Origin of the sequence: Azospirillum sp. A29 (genome assembly GCF_042604625.1) — a bacterium.
Classification (GTDB): domain Bacteria; phylum Pseudomonadota; class Alphaproteobacteria; order Azospirillales; family Azospirillaceae; genus Azospirillum; species Azospirillum palustre.
The window spans coordinates 37367-57733 of record NZ_CP170461.1 but is presented as its reverse complement, the minus strand read 5'-3'; the positions used below and the strand labels follow the sequence as shown (position 1 = coordinate 57733).

9 protein-coding genes are annotated in these 20367 nt (G+C 67.5%); 7 read left to right on the top strand and 2 right to left on the bottom strand.

Annotated elements, in window-relative coordinates; genetic code table 11:
- Positions 1-53 precede the first annotated feature (53 nt).
- Positions 54-1034: a GDP-mannose 4,6-dehydratase gene (locus ABNQ38_RS06110; RefSeq protein ID WP_377806256.1), complete on the top strand. Its 981-nt coding sequence runs from the start codon at positions 54-56 to the stop codon at positions 1032-1034.
- 49 nt (positions 1035-1083) lie between these two features.
- Positions 1084-1515: a hypothetical protein gene (locus ABNQ38_RS06105; RefSeq protein WP_377806255.1), complete on the top strand. Its 432-nt coding sequence runs from the start codon at positions 1084-1086 to the stop codon at positions 1513-1515.
- 43 nt (positions 1516-1558) lie between these two features.
- On the opposite strand, the gene ABNQ38_RS06100 is transcribed toward ABNQ38_RS06105, so the two are convergent.
- Together ABNQ38_RS06100 and ABNQ38_RS06095 are read right to left on the bottom strand one after the other, a co-directional pair.
- Positions 1559-3454 (bottom strand): hypothetical protein, encoded by a 1896-nt coding sequence (locus tag ABNQ38_RS06100; protein WP_377806254.1) that lies wholly within the window; start codon positions 3452-3454, stop codon positions 1559-1561.
- A 375-nt stretch (positions 3455-3829) separates the two neighbouring features.
- Positions 3830-10174, bottom strand: a complete 6345-nt coding sequence (locus tag ABNQ38_RS06095) for a calcium-binding protein (RefSeq protein WP_377806253.1) — start codon at positions 10172-10174, stop codon at positions 3830-3832.
- A gap of 835 nt (positions 10175-11009) precedes the next feature.
- Here ABNQ38_RS06095 and ABNQ38_RS06090 point away from each other — a divergent pair.
- From ABNQ38_RS06090 to ABNQ38_RS06070, 5 genes are all read left to right on the top strand, one after another.
- Positions 11010-13208 (top strand): tetratricopeptide repeat protein, encoded by a 2199-nt coding sequence (locus ABNQ38_RS06090; protein WP_377806252.1) that lies wholly within the window; start codon positions 11010-11012, stop codon positions 13206-13208.
- A 47-nt stretch (positions 13209-13255) separates the two neighbouring features.
- Positions 13256-16291, top strand: coding sequence for a methyltransferase domain-containing protein (locus ABNQ38_RS06085; RefSeq protein WP_377806251.1), 3036 nt, complete (start codon positions 13256-13258; stop codon positions 16289-16291).
- Between the two features lie 104 nt (positions 16292-16395).
- On the top strand, positions 16396-17241 hold the full coding sequence (locus tag ABNQ38_RS06080) for a hypothetical protein (protein ID WP_377806250.1): 846 nt from the start codon (positions 16396-16398) through the stop codon (positions 17239-17241).
- 217 nt (positions 17242-17458) lie between these two features.
- Positions 17459-18367 (top strand): hypothetical protein, encoded by a 909-nt coding sequence (locus ABNQ38_RS06075; RefSeq protein ID WP_377806249.1) that lies wholly within the window; start codon positions 17459-17461, stop codon positions 18365-18367.
- Positions 18364-20352 (top strand): glycosyltransferase, encoded by a 1989-nt coding sequence (locus ABNQ38_RS06070; protein WP_377806248.1) that lies wholly within the window; start codon positions 18364-18366, stop codon positions 20350-20352. The genes ABNQ38_RS06075 and ABNQ38_RS06070 overlap by 4 nt, the downstream gene beginning before the upstream one ends.
- The last annotated feature ends 15 nt before the right edge of the window (positions 20353-20367 follow it).

The window sequence follows — 20367 nt, the reverse complement described above, 5'->3', positions numbered from 1 at the left end:
CCCTTGTGTCCGCTCAGTGACCGCTCAAGGCGCCGCCCATGATCATTGGAGAAATGACCCGAAGCGAACCGAAGACCGCCCTGATCTTCGGCGTTTCGGGCCAGGATGGCGCTTATCTCTCCCAGCTGCTGCTGGACAAGGGATACGCGGTCCACGGCACGTCGCGCGACCGGGAGATGGCGGGCTTCGCCAACCTGCGGCACCTCGGCATCCTCGGCCGGGTGATCCTGCACTCCTCCGTGCTGACCGACTTCCGCAGCGTGGTCGAGGTGATCGCCCGCGTCCGCCCGACCGAGATCTACAACCTCGCCAGCCAGGCCTCGGTCGGGCTGTCCTTCGAACAGCCGGTCGAGACGCTCAACAGCACCATCTCCAGCACCATCAACATCCTGGAAGCGATCCGCTTCCTGAGGTTGGACACCCGCTTCTACAGCGCCTGTTCCAGCGAGTGCTTCGGCAACACCGAGACGCCGGCGGACGAGACCACCCCCTTCCATCCGCGCAGCCCCTACGGCGTCGGCAAGGCCGCCGCCTTCTGGGCGGTCGCCAACTACCGCGAGGCCTACGGCCTGTTCGCCTGCTCCGGCATCCTGTTCAACCATGAATCGCCGCTGCGGCCCACCCGCTACGTCACGCAGAAGATCATCCGCGGCGCCGCCGACATCGCCGAGGGCAAGACCGACGTCTTAGAGCTGGGGACGCTGTCGATCGCCCGCGACTGGGGCTGGGCGCCGGAATATGTCGATGCCATGGCCCGCATGCTGGCCCTGGACGAGCCCCAGGATTTCGTCATCGCCACCGGCGAGGCAAACCGGCTGGAGGACTTTGTCGCCCAGGCCTTCTCCTGTTTTGGATTGGACTGGCGCCGTCATGTCAGCGGCAATCCGGACCTGCTGCGGCCGTCGGACATCGCGTTTAGCGTCGGCAACTCCGCCAAGGCGGAACGGCTGCTGGGATGGCGCGCCGAACGCCGCATGACCGACGTGGTCACCGGCCTGGTCGAGGCGGAAATGGCGCGCCGGTCCACCGCCTGAGACCCTGGCCCCCACCCCCAGAACAGCCTTTTCAAAGAAAGCCCGTCCCATGTCGGCCAGGAGCAAACTCGTCATCAACATTGAGGTGGACGACCGCACCGTCCTGTTTCCGGACGGCAAGTTCTTGTCCCATATCGCCCTGCATGAAGGCGAAACCCCGGACGGCGGCGGCGCCGTGCGGCTGGAAGGCGTCTTCCTGTTCAACGAAAGCCGGCTGGGACCGGAGATAACCTGTCTGGACGTGGAGGACGCCCGTGAACTGGCGCGGTCGATCCTGGACGCCGTGTTCCAGGGCCGCACCCAGCATGTCCTGTCGGAGGCCGCCAAGATCGCGGTGGTCTTCAACCCGAACGGCTTTGTCCTGCGCTTGGGTGAAGGGGCGGCCCTGCGCGAGCTGTTCATCGGCTCTCCCGCCATCGTCCGACTGGCCCAAGGCGTCCTGCGGATGGCCGACCGCCTGTCGGCGCTGCCCGCGCACTGATCCCCCCGAACGGCTTGGCCCCAATGAATTGGCCGCGGTCCGGTCAGGCCGTCTCCTGAAAAAAGCGTTCGATCGCCCGGATCGACGCCTCATCGTCGAACAGGACGCCGCTTCGCTCGAGGATGCGCCGCCGGACCTGGGCGCGCAGCAGCGGATCGGTGCCGAGCCGAACCGCCCGGTCGACATAATCGGCCGGATCGCTCGCCACGCAGTCGTCAAGCCCCATCAGCGTGTAGAAGCCCAAGGTGTGGCGGCCGCGCATGAAGGCGCCGGGCCAGGTCACCACCGGCGTGCCGAAAGCCAGGGCCTCCAAGCTTGTCTTGCCGCCGCTGTAATGGAAGGGGTCGAGCATGACATCGGCGTCGGCGGCCAATGCGATGAAATCTGCAGCCCCCACCCCCGGCAACAGGCGAATGCGGCCGGCCACATCGGGCCCCTTGGCTCCCAGCCGCCGGACCAAGGCAGCACCTTGGCCACGCGGATCGACGAAGACGAGGCTGCCGTCACGGTCCCGCCGCAAAATGGCAATCAGGGCCTCGTCATAGTCGGGATGAATCTTGAACAGGCTCTGCGGACAGAGGTAGAGCCGGCTTTCGGCGGCCAAACCGAAGTCGATGCGGGTCTTGCGCGGCTCGGCCAATTGTGGGCGCCGGTAGCAGACGGTCGGGCCAGGCAAGCGGACCAAACGTTCGCTGTAATGAGCCTCACCACCCTCCGGCTCCATCGCATCGCAGCTCAAGAAGCAGTCCAAGGTGGGAATGCCGGTGGTGTCCGGGTGCCCCCAACTCAGGCATTGCAACGGCGCCAGCCGGGCAAAGGCGAGGAAGTAGGTGAAGGGCGACATGCCGATGTCGGTGTAGTAAAGGACATCCAACTGCACCTCGGCGATGATCCGCCGCGCGGCATCGAGGTCCCCCGGAATATCGACAGCGCGATCCGCCACCATGCGCAGATGGCGTCGCAGATCGTCGTCCGGTCCTGGCGTGAGGAACAGCACCACCTCGAAGCGCTCGCGCGACAGCCGCTCGATCAGCCCCTCGTTCAGCATGCCAATGGTGTGGTTGTGGAAATAGTCGGAGATGAAGCCGACGCGCAGCCGCCGTCCGGCCCTGTCCCCCATCCTACCGGACTGCCGACACTCCCGATCATGGGGCTCCTGGCAATGCGCGGCGGTGTAGAGCAAGGAGGGGCAAGCCCTCCCGTACAAGGCGGCCAGCTCGCTGTTCAAGGCGCGGTTGTCCAACCCATGATAGGACAGGAAAAAGGAGGTGAGACCGACCTCGCGCAGCGGATCGTCGATGCGCAGGCTGTGCTCGCGCGCCAGCCGCAGCACCTCGGCACAATGGGCGCGACTTTCCTCGATTTCGGCTGCTGAACCAGCAATGACTGGCAAGCTCAGCGCCTCTCGCATCAAAAGCCCATCTCCTCCACCCAACCGCCAAGCCCGACGATAAGCCCGCCGGGCCTCATCCAGTTGGCCAGCACGCTGGGCAACGATGGCAACCTTGCGGTGGGCCGCCGCCATACCGGGTTCCAGCGCCAGCTGGTGCTTGAGGGGAGTGAGGGCTTGTGGGTTATGGCCCTGATCGGCCAGACAGCTTCCCAGCCCGTCGAGCAACCGGACATCGCCCGGCCGCAACCGCAAGGCGCGACGGAACGCCGCCGCCGCATCTGCTCTGAGGCCAAGGGAATGGAGCAGGACGGCCCGGTTTACCGCATAGACCGGCTGGCCCGGATCAAGAAGCATGGCCATGCCGATATGGGCCAGCCCCTCCTCACCCTGGCCGGACGCGCACAAGGCGGTGCCGAGCATGTGCCGGGTGAGGGCATGATCGGGCGCCAGCCGCAACACCGCCCGCGCGAGCACCGCTGCCTCGGCGAAGTGCCCGGCGGCGTAAAGCTGCTGGGCATGGGTGAAAACATCCTGAATCGAGGCCATCGGAAGTCAGAACAGTGGAAGCGGAACTGGGCCGCCATCACCTGTGCGGCCCCCGGATCGACCCTAGCCGGCTTCCTCCCAGCTTTCCACCCCGGCCTCCGGTCGGACTGCCGCAAGCGGTGTTCCCGGACCATGACGTCGATCTCTGTAGATACGAAACCGATCCGCCGCTGACCTGCGCCTATCTCCGGCCTGAACGCCGGAGCTTGCGGCGGTGAACTCCGGGTCAGCCGATCCGGAAGAGCCGCTCCATGCCGTTCCCGGTGAAAGGCAGCCCCGCAGCACCGCTTACCAAGAAAGGTCCGGACAAAGAGAAAGGGGCGCCCTTGCGGGCGCCCCCTCCTTTTACCGTGCTTGGGCTTCAGCCCCCAGCCATCAACCGAGGTTGATGTCGGAGAGCGAGAGCACCGTGCCGTTGTACACGCCGAGCAGGCGAACCTCGGTGGCGGCCACCTGGCCGTCGCCGTTGGTGTCGACCACCTGGTACAGGCCGCTGCTGGTGCCGTTGTTGGCCAGAACCAGCGTGCTCGCACCAGCCGACGAGTTCGTCAGCGTCCCCAGGGCCGTGCGGAAGTTGGCGAGGCTGGCATCCGTCAGGCTGCCGCTGACGACCGAGGTCAGGCTCACCAGCTCGTTGGAGCTGACGTTCACGCCGTTGGTCGCCGCAGAGGCCGTCGAGAGCGAGGCATCGCCGTTCTTGTCCGCAGTGGTCCGGGCCGTACCGGTCAGCTGCACCTTGTCGGTGCCCGACTGGAAGTTCGAGACCGAGACGAAGCCGGTGTTCGCGCCCTGCGCCGAGATGTCGGTGAAGGACGAGTACACCACCGTGTCGGTGCCACTGCCAGAGGCCAGGGTCAGGCTGTCGCCCGTACCGGCCTGGAAGCGGATGCCCGACCCGCTGGTCACCGTGATCGCGTCGGTGCCAGCACCGCCGACCAGCGTCTCGATGCCGGAGACCGACATGGTCACACCGGTGTCACCCAGCGTGATCACGTCGTTGCCGGTACCGCCGGTCAGGGTCTCGATGCCACGCAGCAGGACCGTGTTGCCGCCATCGCCGAGGCTGACGATGTCGGACCCGGCGCCGCCGACCAGGATCTCGATCCCGCTCTCGGCCCGCATGGTGACGCCGGTGTCGCCCAGGATCACCAGGTCGCTGCCAGCCCCACCGATCATGGTGTCGATGCCGCGGGTGATGACGGTGTTGCCCGCCGCACCCAGGGTCACGACGTCCGAACCGGTGCCGCCGACCAGGAACTCGACGCCCGAGGCCGTCATCGTCACGCCGGCCGAACCGGTGAAGACGATGTCGGTGTTGGCGCCACCCACCAGGGTCTCGACGCCCGTCACGGTGACCGTGTTCGGGGTGTCGCCCAGCGTGATGACGTCGGTGCCCACGCCGCCGATCAGGGTCTCGACCGCACGGGTCAGCAGGGTGCTGCCCGAGGTGCCGAGGCTGACGACGTCGGTGGCCGCGCCGCCGACCAGGATCTCGATGCCCGAACCCAGCGCCATGGTGACGCCGGTGTCGCCCAGGAACACCAGGTCGCTGCCCGCACCACCCGACAGGGTGTCGATGCCGCGGGTGATGACGGTGTTGCCCGAGGAGCCCAGGGTGACGACATCCGAACCGGTGCCGCCGACCAGGAACTCGACGCCCGAGACCGTCATCGTGACGCCGGCCGTGCCGGTGAAGACGATGTCGGTGTTCGCACCGCCGGTCAGGGTTTCGATGCCCGACACGGTGAGGGTGTTCGGCGTGTCGCCGAGCGTGATGACGTCGGTGCCGACGCCGCCGATCAGGGTCTCGATGCCGCGGGTCAGCAGGGTCGTGCCCTGAGTGCCGATGGTCACCACGTCGGTGGCAGCGCCGCCAACGAGGATCTCGATGCCCGTGCCCAGGGTCAGGCTGTTGCCGGTGTCACCCAGGATCACCAGGTCGGACCCCGCACCGCCGATCAGCGTCTCGATGCCGCGGATGGTGGTGGTGTTGCCGGCCGTGCCCAGGGTCAGGACGTCGGTGCCGGCATCGCCGATCACGTAGTCCGCACCCGAGACGGTGAGGGTCGACCCGGCCGTGCTGGTGAAGATCACCTCAAGGCCCGTGCCGCCGATCAGCGTCTCGATACCGACCGCCAGCAGCGTGCCGCCAGCCGTGCCGATGGTCACCACGTCAGTGCCCACGCCACCGGTCAGCGTCTCGACGGCGCTCACCAGCAGGGTGTTGCCGGCCGTGCCCAGCGTGACGATGTCGGAGGCGATGCCGCCGATCAGCGTCTCGATGTTGTTGACCAGCAGCGAGTTGGCCGTGTTGCCCAGCGTGATGACGTCGGTGCCCAGACCGCCGGTCAGCGTCTCGATGCCGCGCAGCAGCACCGTGTTGCCGGCCGTGCCCAGCGTGACGACGTCGACGCCCGTGCCGCCGACCAGGATTTCGAGAGCCGACGCCAGCAGCGTCGAACCGCCCGAACCCAGGAACACGAGGTCGGAACCCGCGCCGCCGGTGAGGGTCTCCAGCGCGTTGGCGACCAGGGTGTTGCCCAAGGTGCCCAGCGTGATGACGTCGGTGCCGACGCCACCGGTCAGGGTCTCCAGACCCGAAACCAGCAGGGTGTTGCCAGCCGTGCCCAGCGAGATCAGGTCGAGGCCTGCGCCACCGGCCAGGGTCTCGATGCCCGACGCCAGCATGGTGGTGCCGGTGTCGCCGATGGTGACGACGTCGGTGCCCGACGAACCCGTCAGGGTCTCCAGGCCACGGACGATGAGCGTGTTGCCCGCCGTGCCCAGCGTGACGACGTCGGTGTTGGTGCCGCCGACCAGGATCTCGATGCCCGAGGCCAGGACGGTGGTGCCGGCCGAACCCAGGAAGATCACGTCGGTGCCCGAACCGCCGGTGACCGTCTCCAGCAGGTTGGCGAGCAGCGTGCTGCCGGCCGTGCCGATGGTGATCAGGTCGGTGCCGACGCCACCGGTCAGGGTCTCCAGACCCGAAACCAGCAGGGTGTTGCCGCCCGTGCCCAGCGTGACAGCGTCGATGCCCGTGCCGCCGCTCAGGGTCTCGATCAGCGTCGCCACGAGGGTGTTGCCGGCCGAGCCGAGGGTGACGATGTCGGTGCCGACATTACCCGTCAGCGTCTCGACAGCCGAGACCAGCAGGGTGTTGCCAGCCGAGCCCAGCGTGATGACGTCGGTGGCGATGCCGCCGATGACCGTCTCAAACAGCGAGACCGTCGCGGTGTTGCCCGTGTTACCCAGCGTCAGGATGTCGGTGCCGACGTTACCGATCAGCGTCTCGATGCCGCGCAGCAGCAGCGTGTTGCCGGTGGTGCCGAAGGTGACGACATCGGTGCCCACGCCGCCGATCAGGATGTCGATGCCCGACACCGAGACCGTCGACCCGGACGTGCCGAGGAAGACCAGCTCCGAACCCGTGCCGCCGACGATCGTCTCCAGCAGGTTGGCGAGCAGCGTGCCGCCGCCCGAACCGATGGTGACCGTGTCAACGCCAGCGTTACCGACCACCGTCTCCAGACCCGAGACCAACAGGTTGTTGGTACCGGTGCCCAGCGTGATGGCGTCGATGCCAGCACCGCCAACCAGCGTCTCGATCGCCGAAACCAGCATGGTGGTGCCGGTGTCGCCGATGGTGATGACGTCGGTGCCGACATCACCCGTCAGGCTCTCCAGGCCACGGACGATGACCGTGTTGCCCGCCGTGCCCAGCGTGACCGCATCGGTGCCCGTACCGCCGATCAGGAACTCCAGACCGGACGCCAGAACCGTGTTGCCGGCCGAGCCGAGGAAGACGAGGTCGGTGCCCGAAGCGCCGGTGATCGTCTCGATGCCCGAGGCCAGCAGGGTGCCGCCCACGGTGCCGAGCGTAACGACATCGGTGCCGATACCGCCGGTCAGGGTCTCCAGCAGCGACACCAGGATGGTGTTGCCGGCCGTGCCGAGACGGACGACGTCGGTGCCGACCTGGCCGGTCAGCGTCTCGATGCCGGACACCAGGACGGTGTTGCCGAGGACCGAGCCGATGGTGATGACATCGGTGCCAACATTGCCCGTCAGCGTCTCGACAGCCGAGACGAACAGGGTGTTGCCAGCCGAGCCCAGCGTGATGACGTCGGTGGCGGTGCCGCCGATGACCGTCTCGAACAGCGAGACCGTCGCGGTGTTGCCCGTGTCACCCAGCGTCAGGATGTCGGTGCCGACGTTACCGGTCAGCGTCTCGATGCCGCGCAGCAGCACCGTGTTGCCGGTGGTGCCGAAGGTGACGACATCGGTGCCCACGCCGCCGATCAGGATGTCGATGCCCGACACCGAGACCGTCGACCCGGACGTGCCGAGGAAGACCAGCTCCGAACCCGTGCCGCCGACGATCGTCTCCAGCAGGTTGGCGAGCAGCGTGCCGCCGCCCGAACCGATGGTGATCGTGTCAACGCCAGCGTTACCGACCACCGTCTCCAGACCCGAGACCAACAGGGTGTTGGTACCAGAGTTCAGCGTGATGGCGTCGATGCCAGCACCGCCAACCAGCGTCTCGATCGCCGAAACCAGCATGGTGGTGCCGGTGTCGCCGATGGTGATGACGTCGGTGCCGACGTTGCCGGTCAGGCTCTCCAGGCCACGGACGATGACCGTGTTGCCCGCCGTGCCCAGCGTGACCGCATCGGTGCCCGTACCGCCGATCAGGAACTCCAGACCGGACGCCACAACCGTGTTGCCGGCCGAGCCGAGGAAGACGAGGTCGGAGCCGGCGGCACCCGTGATCGTCTCCAGCAGGTTGGCCAGGATCGTGTTGCCCGCCGTGCCCAGCGTGACGACGTCGGTGGTCGCACTGCCGGTCAGGGTTTCGAGCGCGCTGACCGTGAGGGTGTTGCCACCGGCGGCCAGGGTGATGACGTCGGTCGCCGCACCGCCGGTGATCGTCTCCAGCAGGCTGGCGAGGATGGTGTTGCCAGCCGAGCCCAGGGTGACGACGTCGGTGCCGACACCGCCGGTCAGGGTCTCCAGACCCGAAACCCGCAGGGTGTTGCCCGCCGCGCCCAGCGTGACGACGTCGGACGCCGTGCCGCCGATCAGCGTCTCGATGCTGCCAACGGTCAGCGTGTTGGCCGTGTCACCGAGCGTGATGACGTCGGTGCCCGAAGACCCGTTCAGCGTCTCGATGCCGCGCAGCAGCACCGTGTTGCCGGCCGTGCCCAGGGTGACGACGTCGGTGCCAGCACCGCCGATCAGAACCTCGACGCCCGAAACCGCGACGGTGTTGCCCGCGGTGCCGAGGTAGACGAGGTCGGAAGCGGCGCCACCGGTGATCGTCTCCAGCAGGCTGGCGAGGACGGTGGTGCCGGCCGAACCCAAGGTGACGACGTCGGTGTTCGCGCCGCCGGTCAGGGTCTCGACCAGGGTGACCAGCAGGGTGTTGCCACCAGCGGCCAGCGTGACGATGTCGGAAGCCGCACCGCCCGTCAGGGTCTCGATGCCACCGACGGTCAGCGTGTTGGCGGTGTTGCCCAGCGTGATGACGTCGGTGCCGACATCGCCGGTCAGCGTCTCGATGCCGCGCACCAGAACCGTGTTGCCGGCCGTGCCCAGCGTGACGACGTCGGAAGCCGTGTCACCAACCAGAACCTCGACGCCCGAAACCACGACGGTGTTGCCCGCGGTGCCGAGATAGACGAGATCGGAGCCGGCGCCGCCGGTGATCGTCTCGAGCAGGTTGGTGAGAATGGTGTTGCCGACCGACCCCAGCGTGACGAGGTCGGTGTTCGCGCCACCGGTCAGGGTCTCGACCAGGGTGACCCGCAGGGTGTTGCCACCAGCGGCCAGCGTGACGACGTCGGTCGACGCACCGCCCGTCAGGGTCTCGATGCCACCGACGGTCAGCGTGTTGGCGGTGTCGCCCAGCGTGACGACGTCGGTGCCGACATCGCCGGTCAGGAATTCAAGGCCGCGGACGGTCAGCGTGTTACCGGCCGTGCCCAGCGTGGCAACGTCGGTGCCGGCGCCGCCGATCAGGAACTCAAGGCCAGAGGCCAGGACCGTGTTGCCGGCCGAGCCGAGATAGATCAGATCGGTGCCGGCGGCACCCGCGATCGTCTCCAGCAGGTTGGCCAGGATCGTGTTGCCCGCCGTGCCCAGCGTGACGACGTCGGTGGTCGCACTGCCGGTCAGGGTTTCGAGCGCGCTGACCGTGAGGGTGTTGCCACCGGCGGCCAGGGTGATGACGTCGGTCGCCGCACCGCCGGTGATCGTCTCCAGCAGGCTGGCGAGGATGGTGTTGCCAGCCGAGCCCAGGGTGACGACGTCGGTGCCGACACCGCCGGTCAGGGTCTCCAGACCCGAAACCAGCAGGGTGTTGCCCGCCGTGCCCAGCGTGACGGCGTCGGACGCCGTGCCGCCGATCAGCGTCTCGATGCTGCCAACGGTCAGCGTGTTGGCCGTGGAACCCAGGGTGACGACGTCGGTGCCAGCGGCACCCGTGAGCGTCTCCAGCAGGCTGACGAGAATGGTGCTGCCGGCCGAGCCCAGGGTGACAACGTCGGTGCCGACACCGCCAGTCAGGGTCTCGAGCACATTGACCAGGACGGTGTTGCCGGAGGTGCCAAGCGTTACAACGTCGCTCCCAGCGCCACCGGTGATCGTCTCAAGCAGGTTCACCAGCATCGTGGAGCCGGACGCGGCAATCGTAACCACGTCGGTGGTAGCGCTGCCCACCAGGGTTTCCAACAGCGAAACCTGGAGGGTAGAACCGGCAGTCAAGGTGATGAAATCGGTCCCGGAGCTACCGATCAGGGTCTCAAGCGTCGAAATCGACACCGTGTTACCGGCCGTTCCGAGCGTGATGACATCGGTACCAGAGTTACCGATAATCGCAGAATACTGCCCCAGTGTTAGGGTTGAACCCGTAGTTACACCTACAGGGTAGGTTCCAGCCATTAGTAATCCCCTTCAGGTTTGGTTCGCCGGCAGATGAACCATTCTAAGGTGCGCGTCACGCTGGGCGCAGGCAGACAGACTCAGTCCTAGCGCGACCTAACACACTGTGCCCTTGTTATCCGAAGGACTGCGCCTATGGCAATCCGTTTCTACCGAAGTGGGTAGACCAAAGTGGCCGGCACTGGGGTCCCCTTCGGAGCGACGATCCAGAGCGTTTCGGCGACATTCTTCCAAGCCTTTGCAATGGCTTGAGAAATGCCAGGTATGGCGAAATCGCCACAGGATGCATGAAGTTGGTGTTACCCGCTATTCGGTGCGTATTCGGCCTGAAGCTTGGCTGTTGCAAGGAGGACCGCGGTCTCGAATCGAGTGCAGGGCGACGAAGACTTGCACGACTTGCACAACTTCGCCCCCGAAGCCTAGCCAAGCCCTGGCTTCAGCAATCCCGGCTGTGTTGTTACAAATTGATAACACAGGCTGTATTTCGTTTATCGCAGCCGCGAGGATGCGCTTGGAGAATTCGGGAACACCCGTTATTCCCTTGGCGCGGACAGGCGCCACCGGACAGCCACCACACAGAAGACACCCAAAGGCCAGGGACGACCGATCGAGCATGGCGACGATTCAGGACGCGCTCGCCGCAGCTGTGCGGCATCACCAGAGCGGCCAGCTGGCCGCGGCAGCGCGGATCTACCGCCGTATTCTGGAGATCACGCCCGACCAGCCCGACGCGCTGCATCTGCTGGGATTGGTCGCCCGGCGCGCCGGGCAGTGGGGAGCGGCATTCCGCCTGATCGCCCACGCCTTGCGGATCGATCCGGCCATGGCGGAAGCGCGGCTGAACCTGGGTAACCTGCTGCGCGACCAGGGGCATGCAGCCAGGGCGGAGACGGCCTACCGCAGCGCCATCGCTCTGCGCCCCGACTTCACCGCCGCCTATGAGAATGTGGGCGGGCTGCTGCGCGGGCTGTCCCGCCTGGCCGATGCCTGCGACGCCTATCGCCGGGCCGTCCGCCTCGCCCCCGTCGGGGCGGAGGGTCATGCGGGGCTGGGCAATGTCCTGCAGGAACGCGACGCCTTGCCGGATGCCGTCGCCGCCTATCGCCGCGCAATCGCCATCGACCCCACCCATATGGGCGCCTGCAACAACCTCGGCATCGCGCTGCGCGCTCTGGACAAGACGGGAACCGGGGCGGCGGCGGCGGCGGCGTGGCACCGCCGCGCCGTGGCGCTCGACCCCTATTTCGCTGCCGGCTACAGCAGCCTCGGCCTTGCCCTGCAGGAACAGGGACGGCTGGAGGATGCGGCGCACACCCATGCCTGCGCCGTCGCCGTCGACCCGGGGTTCGCCGGTGGCTATGCCAACCACGGCAACGCCCGGCTGAACCAAAACCGGCTGGACGAGGCGGTGACCGGCTTCCGCCGCGCCGTCGTCATCGACCCCGCCGGTCCGGACGCCCGCCGCAACCTGGGCATGGCGCTCCTGGTCGGCGGCCGGTTCGAGGAGGGCTGGCGCGAGTATGAATGGCGGCTGCGTTGCAAGGACGCCCCCACCCGTGCCGACATGCCCAAGCCGCGCTGGAAGGGCGAACCGCTGGACGGCCGCCGCATCCTGCTGCATGGCGAACAGGGGCTGGGGGACAGCTTGCAATTCTGCCGCTACGTCCCCCTGGTTGCGGCGCGCGGCGGCCGGGTGATCCTGGGGCTGCCGGCACCACTGCAACGGGTGATGGCCGGACTGCCAGGATTGGAGCGTGTCGTCAGCGGCCAGCTTGCCGCCGACGACTTCGACCTGCACCTGCCGATGCTGAGCCTGGGCGAGGTGTTCGGGACCCAAATGGACACCATCCCGCACCGTGTTCCCTACCTGAGGGCGGAGCCGGAGCTGGTGGCACGCTGGGGCGAGCGGCTGGCCGAGTTGGCAAAGGACGGGGGCGGGCTGAAGGTCGGCATCGTCTGGGCCGGATCGCCCACCCACGGCAACGACAAGAACCGCTCCATCGGGCTGGCGCCTTTCGCCCGGCTGGCCGCCATTCCCGGCGTCCGCCTGGTCTCCATCCAGAAGGGACCGACGGAAGGCCAGGCGGCAAACCCGCCCGGCGGTTTCCCCCTGCTGAACCTGTCGCCCGACATCAAGGACTTTGCCGACACCGCCGCCATCATGGCCAGCCTCGATCTGGTCATCTGCGTCGACACCTCCGTCGCCCATCTCGCCGGCGCGCTCGGCGTTCCGGTCTGGGTGCTGGTCCCCTTCGCCCCCGACTGGCGCTGGTTGCTCGACCGTGACGACAGCCCCTGGTACCCGACCATGCGCCTGTTCCGGCAATCCCGGCCGCAGAGCTGGGACGATGCCATCGACCGCCTGGAGCGCGCGCTGCGCGACCGCGCCGCCTCTTCCCCCCACGTCAAAGCCGGACCTTCCGACATGCCGATTCTGGCGCCCGTCTCCTGGGGCGAACTTCTGGACAAGATCACCATCCTCGACATCAAGACGGAGCGCATCGCCGACGCCGACAAGCTGGCCAATGTCCGGCGCGAGCGCGAGGCGCTGGTCGCCGTGGCGGCGCAGGCCGACACCGCGCGTCCGGAGGTCGCTGTGCTGATCGACGACCTGCGCGCGGTCAACACCACGCTGTGGGAGGTCGAGGACGAGATCCGCGACTGCGAGCGGGCGAAGGATTTCGGTCCGCGCTTCGTCGAGCTGGCCCGGCAGGTCTACCACACCAACGACCGCCGGGCGGCGCTGAAGCGCGACCTGAACCGCCTGCTTGGCTCGGACCTGGTCGAGGAAAAATCCTACCAGGCCTACTGAGGCCTGACCGCCCCTCCAGCCCTCCTCCAACCCAAAGGTCCTGCCCCATGACCACCGACAGCGCACCCGGGACCGCCAGCCTTCCGGCCAGCCCGAGCAAGGCCGGCCAAAGCGGTCAGGACCATCCCGCCACCGGTCATCGTCTGGCACAGGTGCTGGATCTGTGCCGGTCCGGCCGGCCGGAGGAGGCGGAGGGGCCGTACCGCGACTTGTGCGGCAGCCCGCCGCAGGATGCGGCCGGGCTGCTGTCGTTGGCCGAGGCAGCCCGCATCCTGGGCCGGCCAGCCGAGATGGTGGCCTGGGCCGAGGCGGCGGTGCGCAGGCAGTCGGATCGGGCCGAGGGCTGGAGCGTGCTGGCCCTGGCCTTCATCGCCGCCGGGCGCACCGACGACGGCTATGCCGCGGCGGCCGAAGCGCTGCGGCGGACAGGAGCCGGGGCAGCGGGAGAGGCAGCTGCGGGAGAGGCAGCCGAGAGAGAAACCGCGGCAATCCAGGCTCACCGCGCGCAGGCGCTCGCCCGGCTGCGCCGCGGCCAGCTGGCCGAAGCGGCGGCGGCCTGCGACACGGCACTGCGCCTTGCCGAGGGTGCTGCGCAGCCAATCCAGGCGCTACGTCAGGCGCAGGCCGAGGCGCTGGGCACTCTGGCGCTGGTCCGCATGCTGGAGGGCCGCGCGGAGGAGGCCGAGGCACTGTTCCGCCGGGCGCTCTCCCACCGGCCTGTGCTGCCGGAGATCCTGGGCAACCATGCCGCGCTGCTGGCCCGGCTGGGCCGCGATGACGAGGCGCTGGAACAGGCCGAACAGGCGGTGGCGCTGCGCCCGCGGCTGACCGGAACGCTGCACCTGATCGGCACCCTGCACCACCGTGCCGGCCAGATGGAATCGGCGATCGCCGCCTTCCACCGCGTGCTGGCGGTCGATCCCGGGCATCTCGACGCCCGGCTGCGGCTGGCCGACAGCCTGCGCGTCGCCGGTCATTGGCAGGAGGCGGCCGCCGTCTGCCGCGACGGTCTCACGCGCATTCCCGATCCGGAAGACCGGAGCAGGACGGCGCTGCTGGCCAATCTGGGCACCGCCCTTCAGACCGGCGGCGACGCGGCGGGCGCGCTGGAGGCCTACCGCGACGCACTGCGCCTCACCCCTGACCTGCCGGAGGTCCACAACAACCTCGCCCGCCTGCACCAGGAGACCGGCAACCCAGACGCTGCCATTGAGGAACTGCGCCGCGCCACCGCGGGACGGCCACTTCCCCTGCCGCTGCGCCGCACCCTGCTGTCGCTGCTGATCGCCGCCGGCCGTACCACCGAGGCGGAAGCCGAGGCCTTTGGCATCGCCCGCATGGCGCCGGAGGATGCGGAGCTGTGCTTCGGCATTGCAGCCCTGTTCCTGCAGGGTGGCTGGCGCGACCAAGCCCTGCCCTATGTGCGCAAGGCGATCCGTCTCGCCCCCGATGTACCGCGCAATTGGATCGCCTTCGTCGAGGCGCTGCGCGATGCCGCGCCGGCCGAACCGGGCCAGGCAGCGGATGAGGGGCTGCGCGCCGACCTGCTGGCGGCGCTCGGCCGGCCAGAAGTGGAGAGCGCCGGACTGTCCCGCGCCATCGCCGGCGTCCTGATGGCCTCGCCCGTTCTCCGGACCCTCGCCACCCTGGAGGCGGGGCCTGAGGATGAGGGGCGGACTTTGGACGGGAGAAGCCTGGCACTGTTGGCCGACGGTTCGCTCGCCGGACTGGCGGAGGATGCGCTGCTGCTGGCCCATCTGCGCGCCGCGCCGGTCTGCGATCCTGGGCTGGAACGGGCGCTGACCCGGCTGCGCCGGGTGCTGATGCTGGCCCTGACGGGGCCTGGCCTGCCCGACCGCCCGTCCTGGCGCACGCTGTGCGCGGCCATCGCCGAGCAGTGCTTCCTCAACGAGTACGTCTTCCTTGAGACCGACGGCGAGTTCCAGGTGCTGGCGGTGCTGATCCGTGCGGCCGAGGCGGCGCTGGCGAGCGGCGAGCGGCCGCCGGCGGTGCTGGTCGCCCTGCTCGGCGCCTACCGGCCGCTCTACCGCTGGCAGCGGGCCGCCGCCCTGCAGGCCCTGTCCTGGCCCGAGGAGATCGCCCGGCTGCTGAACCGACAGGTCGCCGAACCGCTGGCCGAGGCGGCGATCCAGGCAGAGCTGCCGGCGCTGACGCCGGTCAGCAACCCGGTGTCGGTCGGCGTGCGCGCCCAGTACGAGGAAAACCCTTATCCGCGCTGGATGAACACCGGCCTGCTGCCGGAGCCGGTGCCGCTATCCCGCTTCCTGCACGCGCTCTTCCCGCATGCCGCCCTGCCCGCCTCCCCCGCCTGGGACACGCCGGACTGGGAGGCGCCCGAGGTGCTGGTCGCCGGCTGCGGCACCGGACGCGAGGCGGTGTGGGCCGCCTCCACCTTGAAGAACGCGCGGGTGCTGGCAGTCGACCTCAGCCGCCGCAGCCTTGCCTACGCCACCCGCCAGAGCCGGCGGCTGGGGCTGAAGGCCGTCGAGTTCGCCCAGGCCGACCTGCTGGAGCTGGGTGCGCTGGGCCGCCGCTTCGACGTGATCCACAGCGTCGGCGTCCTGCACCACATGGAAGACCCGATGGCGGGCCTGCGCGTGCTGCGCGGACTGTTGCGGCCGCATGGCGTGATGGAGGTGGGATTCTACAGCGCCGCCGCCCGCCGGCCGGTGCTGGCCGCCCGTCAGTTCATCGCCGAGCGTGGCCACCCGCCGACGCTGGACGGCATTCGCCATGTCCGCCGCGACATCCTGGGCCTGCCGGACGACCATCCGGCGCGCGTCGTCGTCCGCTCCCCAGACTTCTACGGCACCAGCGCCTGCCGCGACCTGCTGATGCACGTCCATGAGCTGCACGTCACCCTACCCTGGCTGGCGGACGCGCTCGCCGCGCTGAATCTGGAGTTCCTGGGCTTCCGGCTGGCCGATCCGGCGGTGGCCGCCCTCTACCGCAAGCGCTTTCCCGAGGACCCGGCGATGACCTCGCTGGCCCGCTGGGACCGGCTGGAGGCGGAGCATCCGATGATCTTCGGCGGGCTGTACCAGGCCTGGGTCCGTGGATGAGGGTGCGCGGCTGACCAGCGTTCGGCTTTGAAAGTCCGCCGCTATGAGACCGGTTGTTTCCGGCTTCGGCGCCGTCTCATATCGCTTTCGAAAATAGGTGCGGCATGGATGAAGAAATCGGCCTTCTGAGATATAATTCCATTCCAATTTTGTGCGACCATATCCTGGACGGCACAAAAGAATATTATGAACAATTCGGAATTTGCCCTGTTCATTCGAACCCGCCTTTCCGTCCGCACGAGGTGAAGACGGGAGATGCCGTCTTCGTGAAGACGGACCTTCTGCCGTTCTTCGAGAGCAATGTCCTGCGCCTGATCGACACCCCCTTCGTTCTGGTCACCGGCGTGAGCGACATCACGCCGGACGCGCACCGCCATCTGCTCGACAATCCCAAGGTCCTGGAATGGTGGGGGTCCAATCTGCCGAAATGGTCATCGTCCGTTCATCAGCTCCCGATCGGGTTTACCGAAAAGGAGCGTCCCTACGGCCGGCAATCCCTTATTCTCGACCACGTAGGCGGATTGCCTTGGAATGACCGCCCCATCGAGATCCTGTGCACCTTCCTGTCCAAGACTTCGGTGGACCGAAGCCAGCTTCCTGTCGAGGGCGTGTTTATCTGTGAAAGCCGGATGGACTATCGGTATTACCTGGCCCTGATGGGGATGTCCAAGTTCGTTCTCTGTCCCCAAGGCAACGGGGTGGACACGATTCGCGTGTGGGAAAGTCTGGCGACGGGCGCCATTCCGATCGTCACCTCGGGCATCCTCGATCCGCTCTACCAGGATTGCGGATGCGCCGTAATCCCCGACTGGTCCCAGATACGGAGCGCCACAGAAATTCAGGATGGAGAGGACAGACGCCAAAGAACGCTGGACGGATTCGCCAAGCGCGACGGCATTCTGTTCCTGTCCCATTGGCGCAACAGGATGAAACGCCTTAAGACGCCGTGATCCCGATCCGCTCCCACGGCTCGCTTCCGAACAAAACCATAATAAACTCTATACACCCATGGAGATGTAGATGCTTCAATTTTTCTGGTCCCCATACATCTTCAGGGAAGACTCTTATAACAAGTATGAAGCGAACAACGCCGAAATCTGCAAATATGCGCGAAAGGTCCTCGGCAAATACACGGATGTTCATCTGGATAATTTCACCGCCTCCCGGGTGACCCGCAACCCGTCCGACATCCTGCTCGGCCACACCACCTTCGATCCGGTCGGCGGAGCGACCGACGACTGGGTGCGCGACAACGCCCTGTCGCCCGACGCCCCCTGCCATCCCAACACCTACATCATGATCCCGATCCTGCCGGTGCAGATCGCCGAGCATAAGAAATGGTCGCCGTTCGTCGACAGCCAGCTCGATGCCGCCCGCCTGATCTTCGGCATCTGCGGCGACCATTGGTATGAACGGATCCAGGCACTGCCGACCGACACGCCGATCGGCCGGATCAAGCACAAGCTGGTCCGCATCAACATGGGGTGCGAAGCCCGCCTGTTCGGATCACCGCGCCGCTACAGCCCGGAAAGCATGACCGGCCTGCTCCATTTGAGCGACCTTCAGCCGCACAAGGGGTTCGACCTGCTGCTCGACAGCATCGATCCGGCCCGGATGCGGCTGCATCTGGGCAGTGGCAGCCTGCGCAACCACCCCAACCAGCGGGTCCGCATCCGCGACAAGGAGGTCGTCTCGCTGGGCTGGATGGACAACAGCAATCCGCAAGTCGACCGCTTCATCAAGGAGCAATGCGCCTTCTACATCCACACCAGTTCGCTGGATGCGCAGTCGACCGCGATCCTGGAAAACTGCGCGCGTGGGCTGGTGCCGCTCGTCACTCCGGAAAGCGGCTTCCGGTCCCCCCATGCGATTTATCTGACCCAGGATCCCGCCAGCAACCGCGAGATCATCCTGAAGGCGATGGCCATGAGCCCGGCGGAATATGAGGCGCGCAGCGCCGGCGTCGTCGAACAGGTGCGGACCGAGCATTCCTGGGAAAGCATCTTCGGCACGGTCTGGCAAACCATCCAGGCCGACATGCGGCAGCGCGACGCGACGGGAGCGATGCCGCAATGACCTCGGTTCCCACCAGCCCCTGCCGGCTGTGCGGTGGCAACGCGATCCGCGTCTTCGAGGCGACGCTTCTCGGCCGGCATCGGGTGGGCTATTGGGAATGCACCCAGTGCGCTTGCCTGCAGACCGATCCGCCCCATTGGCTGGACGAAGCCAATCGGGCGGACAGCGTGATGCTGGACGTTGGGGCGGCACAGCGCAGCATAACGCTGTCGCTCACGGTTCCTCCCCTGCTCGAACAGCTCGGCGTCGGCGCGAACACGTCTTGCCTGGATTGGGGCGGAGGCGACGGCCTGTTCACCCGGCTGATGCGGGACCGGGGCTTCGCCTTCTTCCTGCACGACGACCGCACCGGCAACCGCTATGCGCAGGGGTTCGCGCGCACGGATGCGGCGACGGCCGTCTTTCCGGTCACCACCGCGCTGAAGGTGCTGGAACAGCTGCCTGATCCAGCCCGCGACCTCGACAGGGTCTTCGCCGCGGACTCCGACATCGTCATCGCAACCGCCCAGCTTTATCGGGGAGAGGGGCCGGATTGGCCCCAGCTGTCTCCCAACACCGGCCGCTCCGTCTTCTTTTATTCGCTGCGCGGCCTCGACATGCTGGCCCAACGCTACGGCATGCGGCTGCACAGCAACGGCCAAACCCATGTCTTCTATCGGGAACATCCCAGGCATCTGCGCTACTCGCCGGACCAGGTCCATGCCATGGGCAAGGCGCTCGCCGATCCGGCGGGACTGCTGGAAAGCGGCCTTCGCGGATTGCAGCAGCATCTCCGGCAGGCTCCCCATCGCCATGTCGAGGCCGATGCACATCTCCTGTCGGAGCGTCTGCGCTCCACCCGTCCGGCCGCCGATCAGGCACCGCCACCGGCGCGGGAGCGCCTGCATTTTCAAATCCGCCGCACCCCGGCCAAACCGCGGGTGATGATCGATTCCGTCTTCTTCCAGCTTCAGCGCACCGGCATCGCCCGCGTGTGGCACAGCCTGCTGAAGGAGTGGAGCGGCACCGACTTCGCCGAGCGCCTGCTGGTTCTCGACCGCAACGGCTGGGCGCCGCGGGTGCCAGGCATCGCCTACCGGATGATCGAGCCGCACGACTATGCCGACCCACAGCGCCAGCGGCGGCTGATCGAGCAGTGCGGCCTGGAGGAGAAGGCCGGGGTCTTCATCTCCACCTACTACACCACGCCGCTGACCATCCCGTCGGTGATGATGGTGTACGACATGATCCCGGAAATGCTGAAGATGAACTTGGCGCAGCCGATGTGGGTCGAGAAACGGGCCGCCATCGACTATGCCCGGCGCTATATCTGTATTTCTGAAAGCACCCGCAGCGACCTGGAGCGCCTGCACCCGGAAACGGCGGGGCGGACCAGCCTTGCCTATCCGGGGGTGGATTCCTCGTTCCGCGTTCTGCCGGACGCCGACCGTCAGGCCTTGCTGGCCGAGGTGCGCTGTCCCGAGGGCTTCTTCCTGCTGGTGGGCGGCCTGCACGAGCACAAGAACGGCGTGGCCTTGGTCCAGGCCCTGGCACAGATGCCGCCAGAGGAACGCCTGCCGGTCCTGTGCTCCAGCCGCCACGCATCGCCGGACCAGTTGAACGGCCTGCCGGAGGGCGTCGAGGTCCGGCTGGTGCGGGCGGAGGACAACGCGCTGGTCCGCCTGTACAATGCGGCGACCGCCCTGGTGTTCCCGTCCTTCTACGAGGGCTTCGGGCTGCCGCTGATCGAAGCGATGGCCTGCGGGTGTCCGGTCGTCGCCTCCGACCTGCCGGTGCTGCGCGAGGTGGGCGCCGAAGCCGCGCTCTACATCGATCCGCGCTCCCCGAGCAGCATCGTTCCGGCCTTGCGCGCCGTCCGCCACCCCGGGACGCGGAATGCCTTGATCCAGGGCGGCTTCAAGCGGAGCCGGCGCTTCACCTGGCCGGGAATGGCCGCCGCCGTTCGCGAGGTTCTGGAACAGGAGGCCGACCGGGCGGGGGCCTGACGCCTCCGCCCCTCC

Bases quoted from the DNA above. Each gene is read 5' to 3' on its own strand.
- ABNQ38_RS06110 (WP_377806256.1), top strand. From the start codon at position 54: ATGACCCGAAGCGAACCGAAGACCGCCCTGATCTTCGGCGTTTCGGGC.
- ABNQ38_RS06105 (WP_377806255.1), top strand. From the start codon at position 1,084: ATGTCGGCCAGGAGCAAACTCGTCATCAACATTGAGGTGGACGACCGC.
- ABNQ38_RS06100 (WP_377806254.1), bottom strand. From the start codon at position 3,454: ATGGCCTCGATTCAGGATGTTTTCACCCATGCCCAGCAGCTTTACGCC.
- ABNQ38_RS06090 (WP_377806252.1), top strand. From the start codon at position 11,010: ATGGCGACGATTCAGGACGCGCTCGCCGCAGCTGTGCGGCATCACCAG.
- ABNQ38_RS06085 (WP_377806251.1), top strand. From the start codon at position 13,256: ATGACCACCGACAGCGCACCCGGGACCGCCAGCCTTCCGGCCAGCCCG.
- ABNQ38_RS06080 (WP_377806250.1), top strand. From the start codon at position 16,396: ATGGATGAAGAAATCGGCCTTCTGAGATATAATTCCATTCCAATTTTG.
- ABNQ38_RS06070 (WP_377806248.1), top strand. From the start codon at position 18,364: ATGACCTCGGTTCCCACCAGCCCCTGCCGGCTGTGCGGTGGCAACGCG.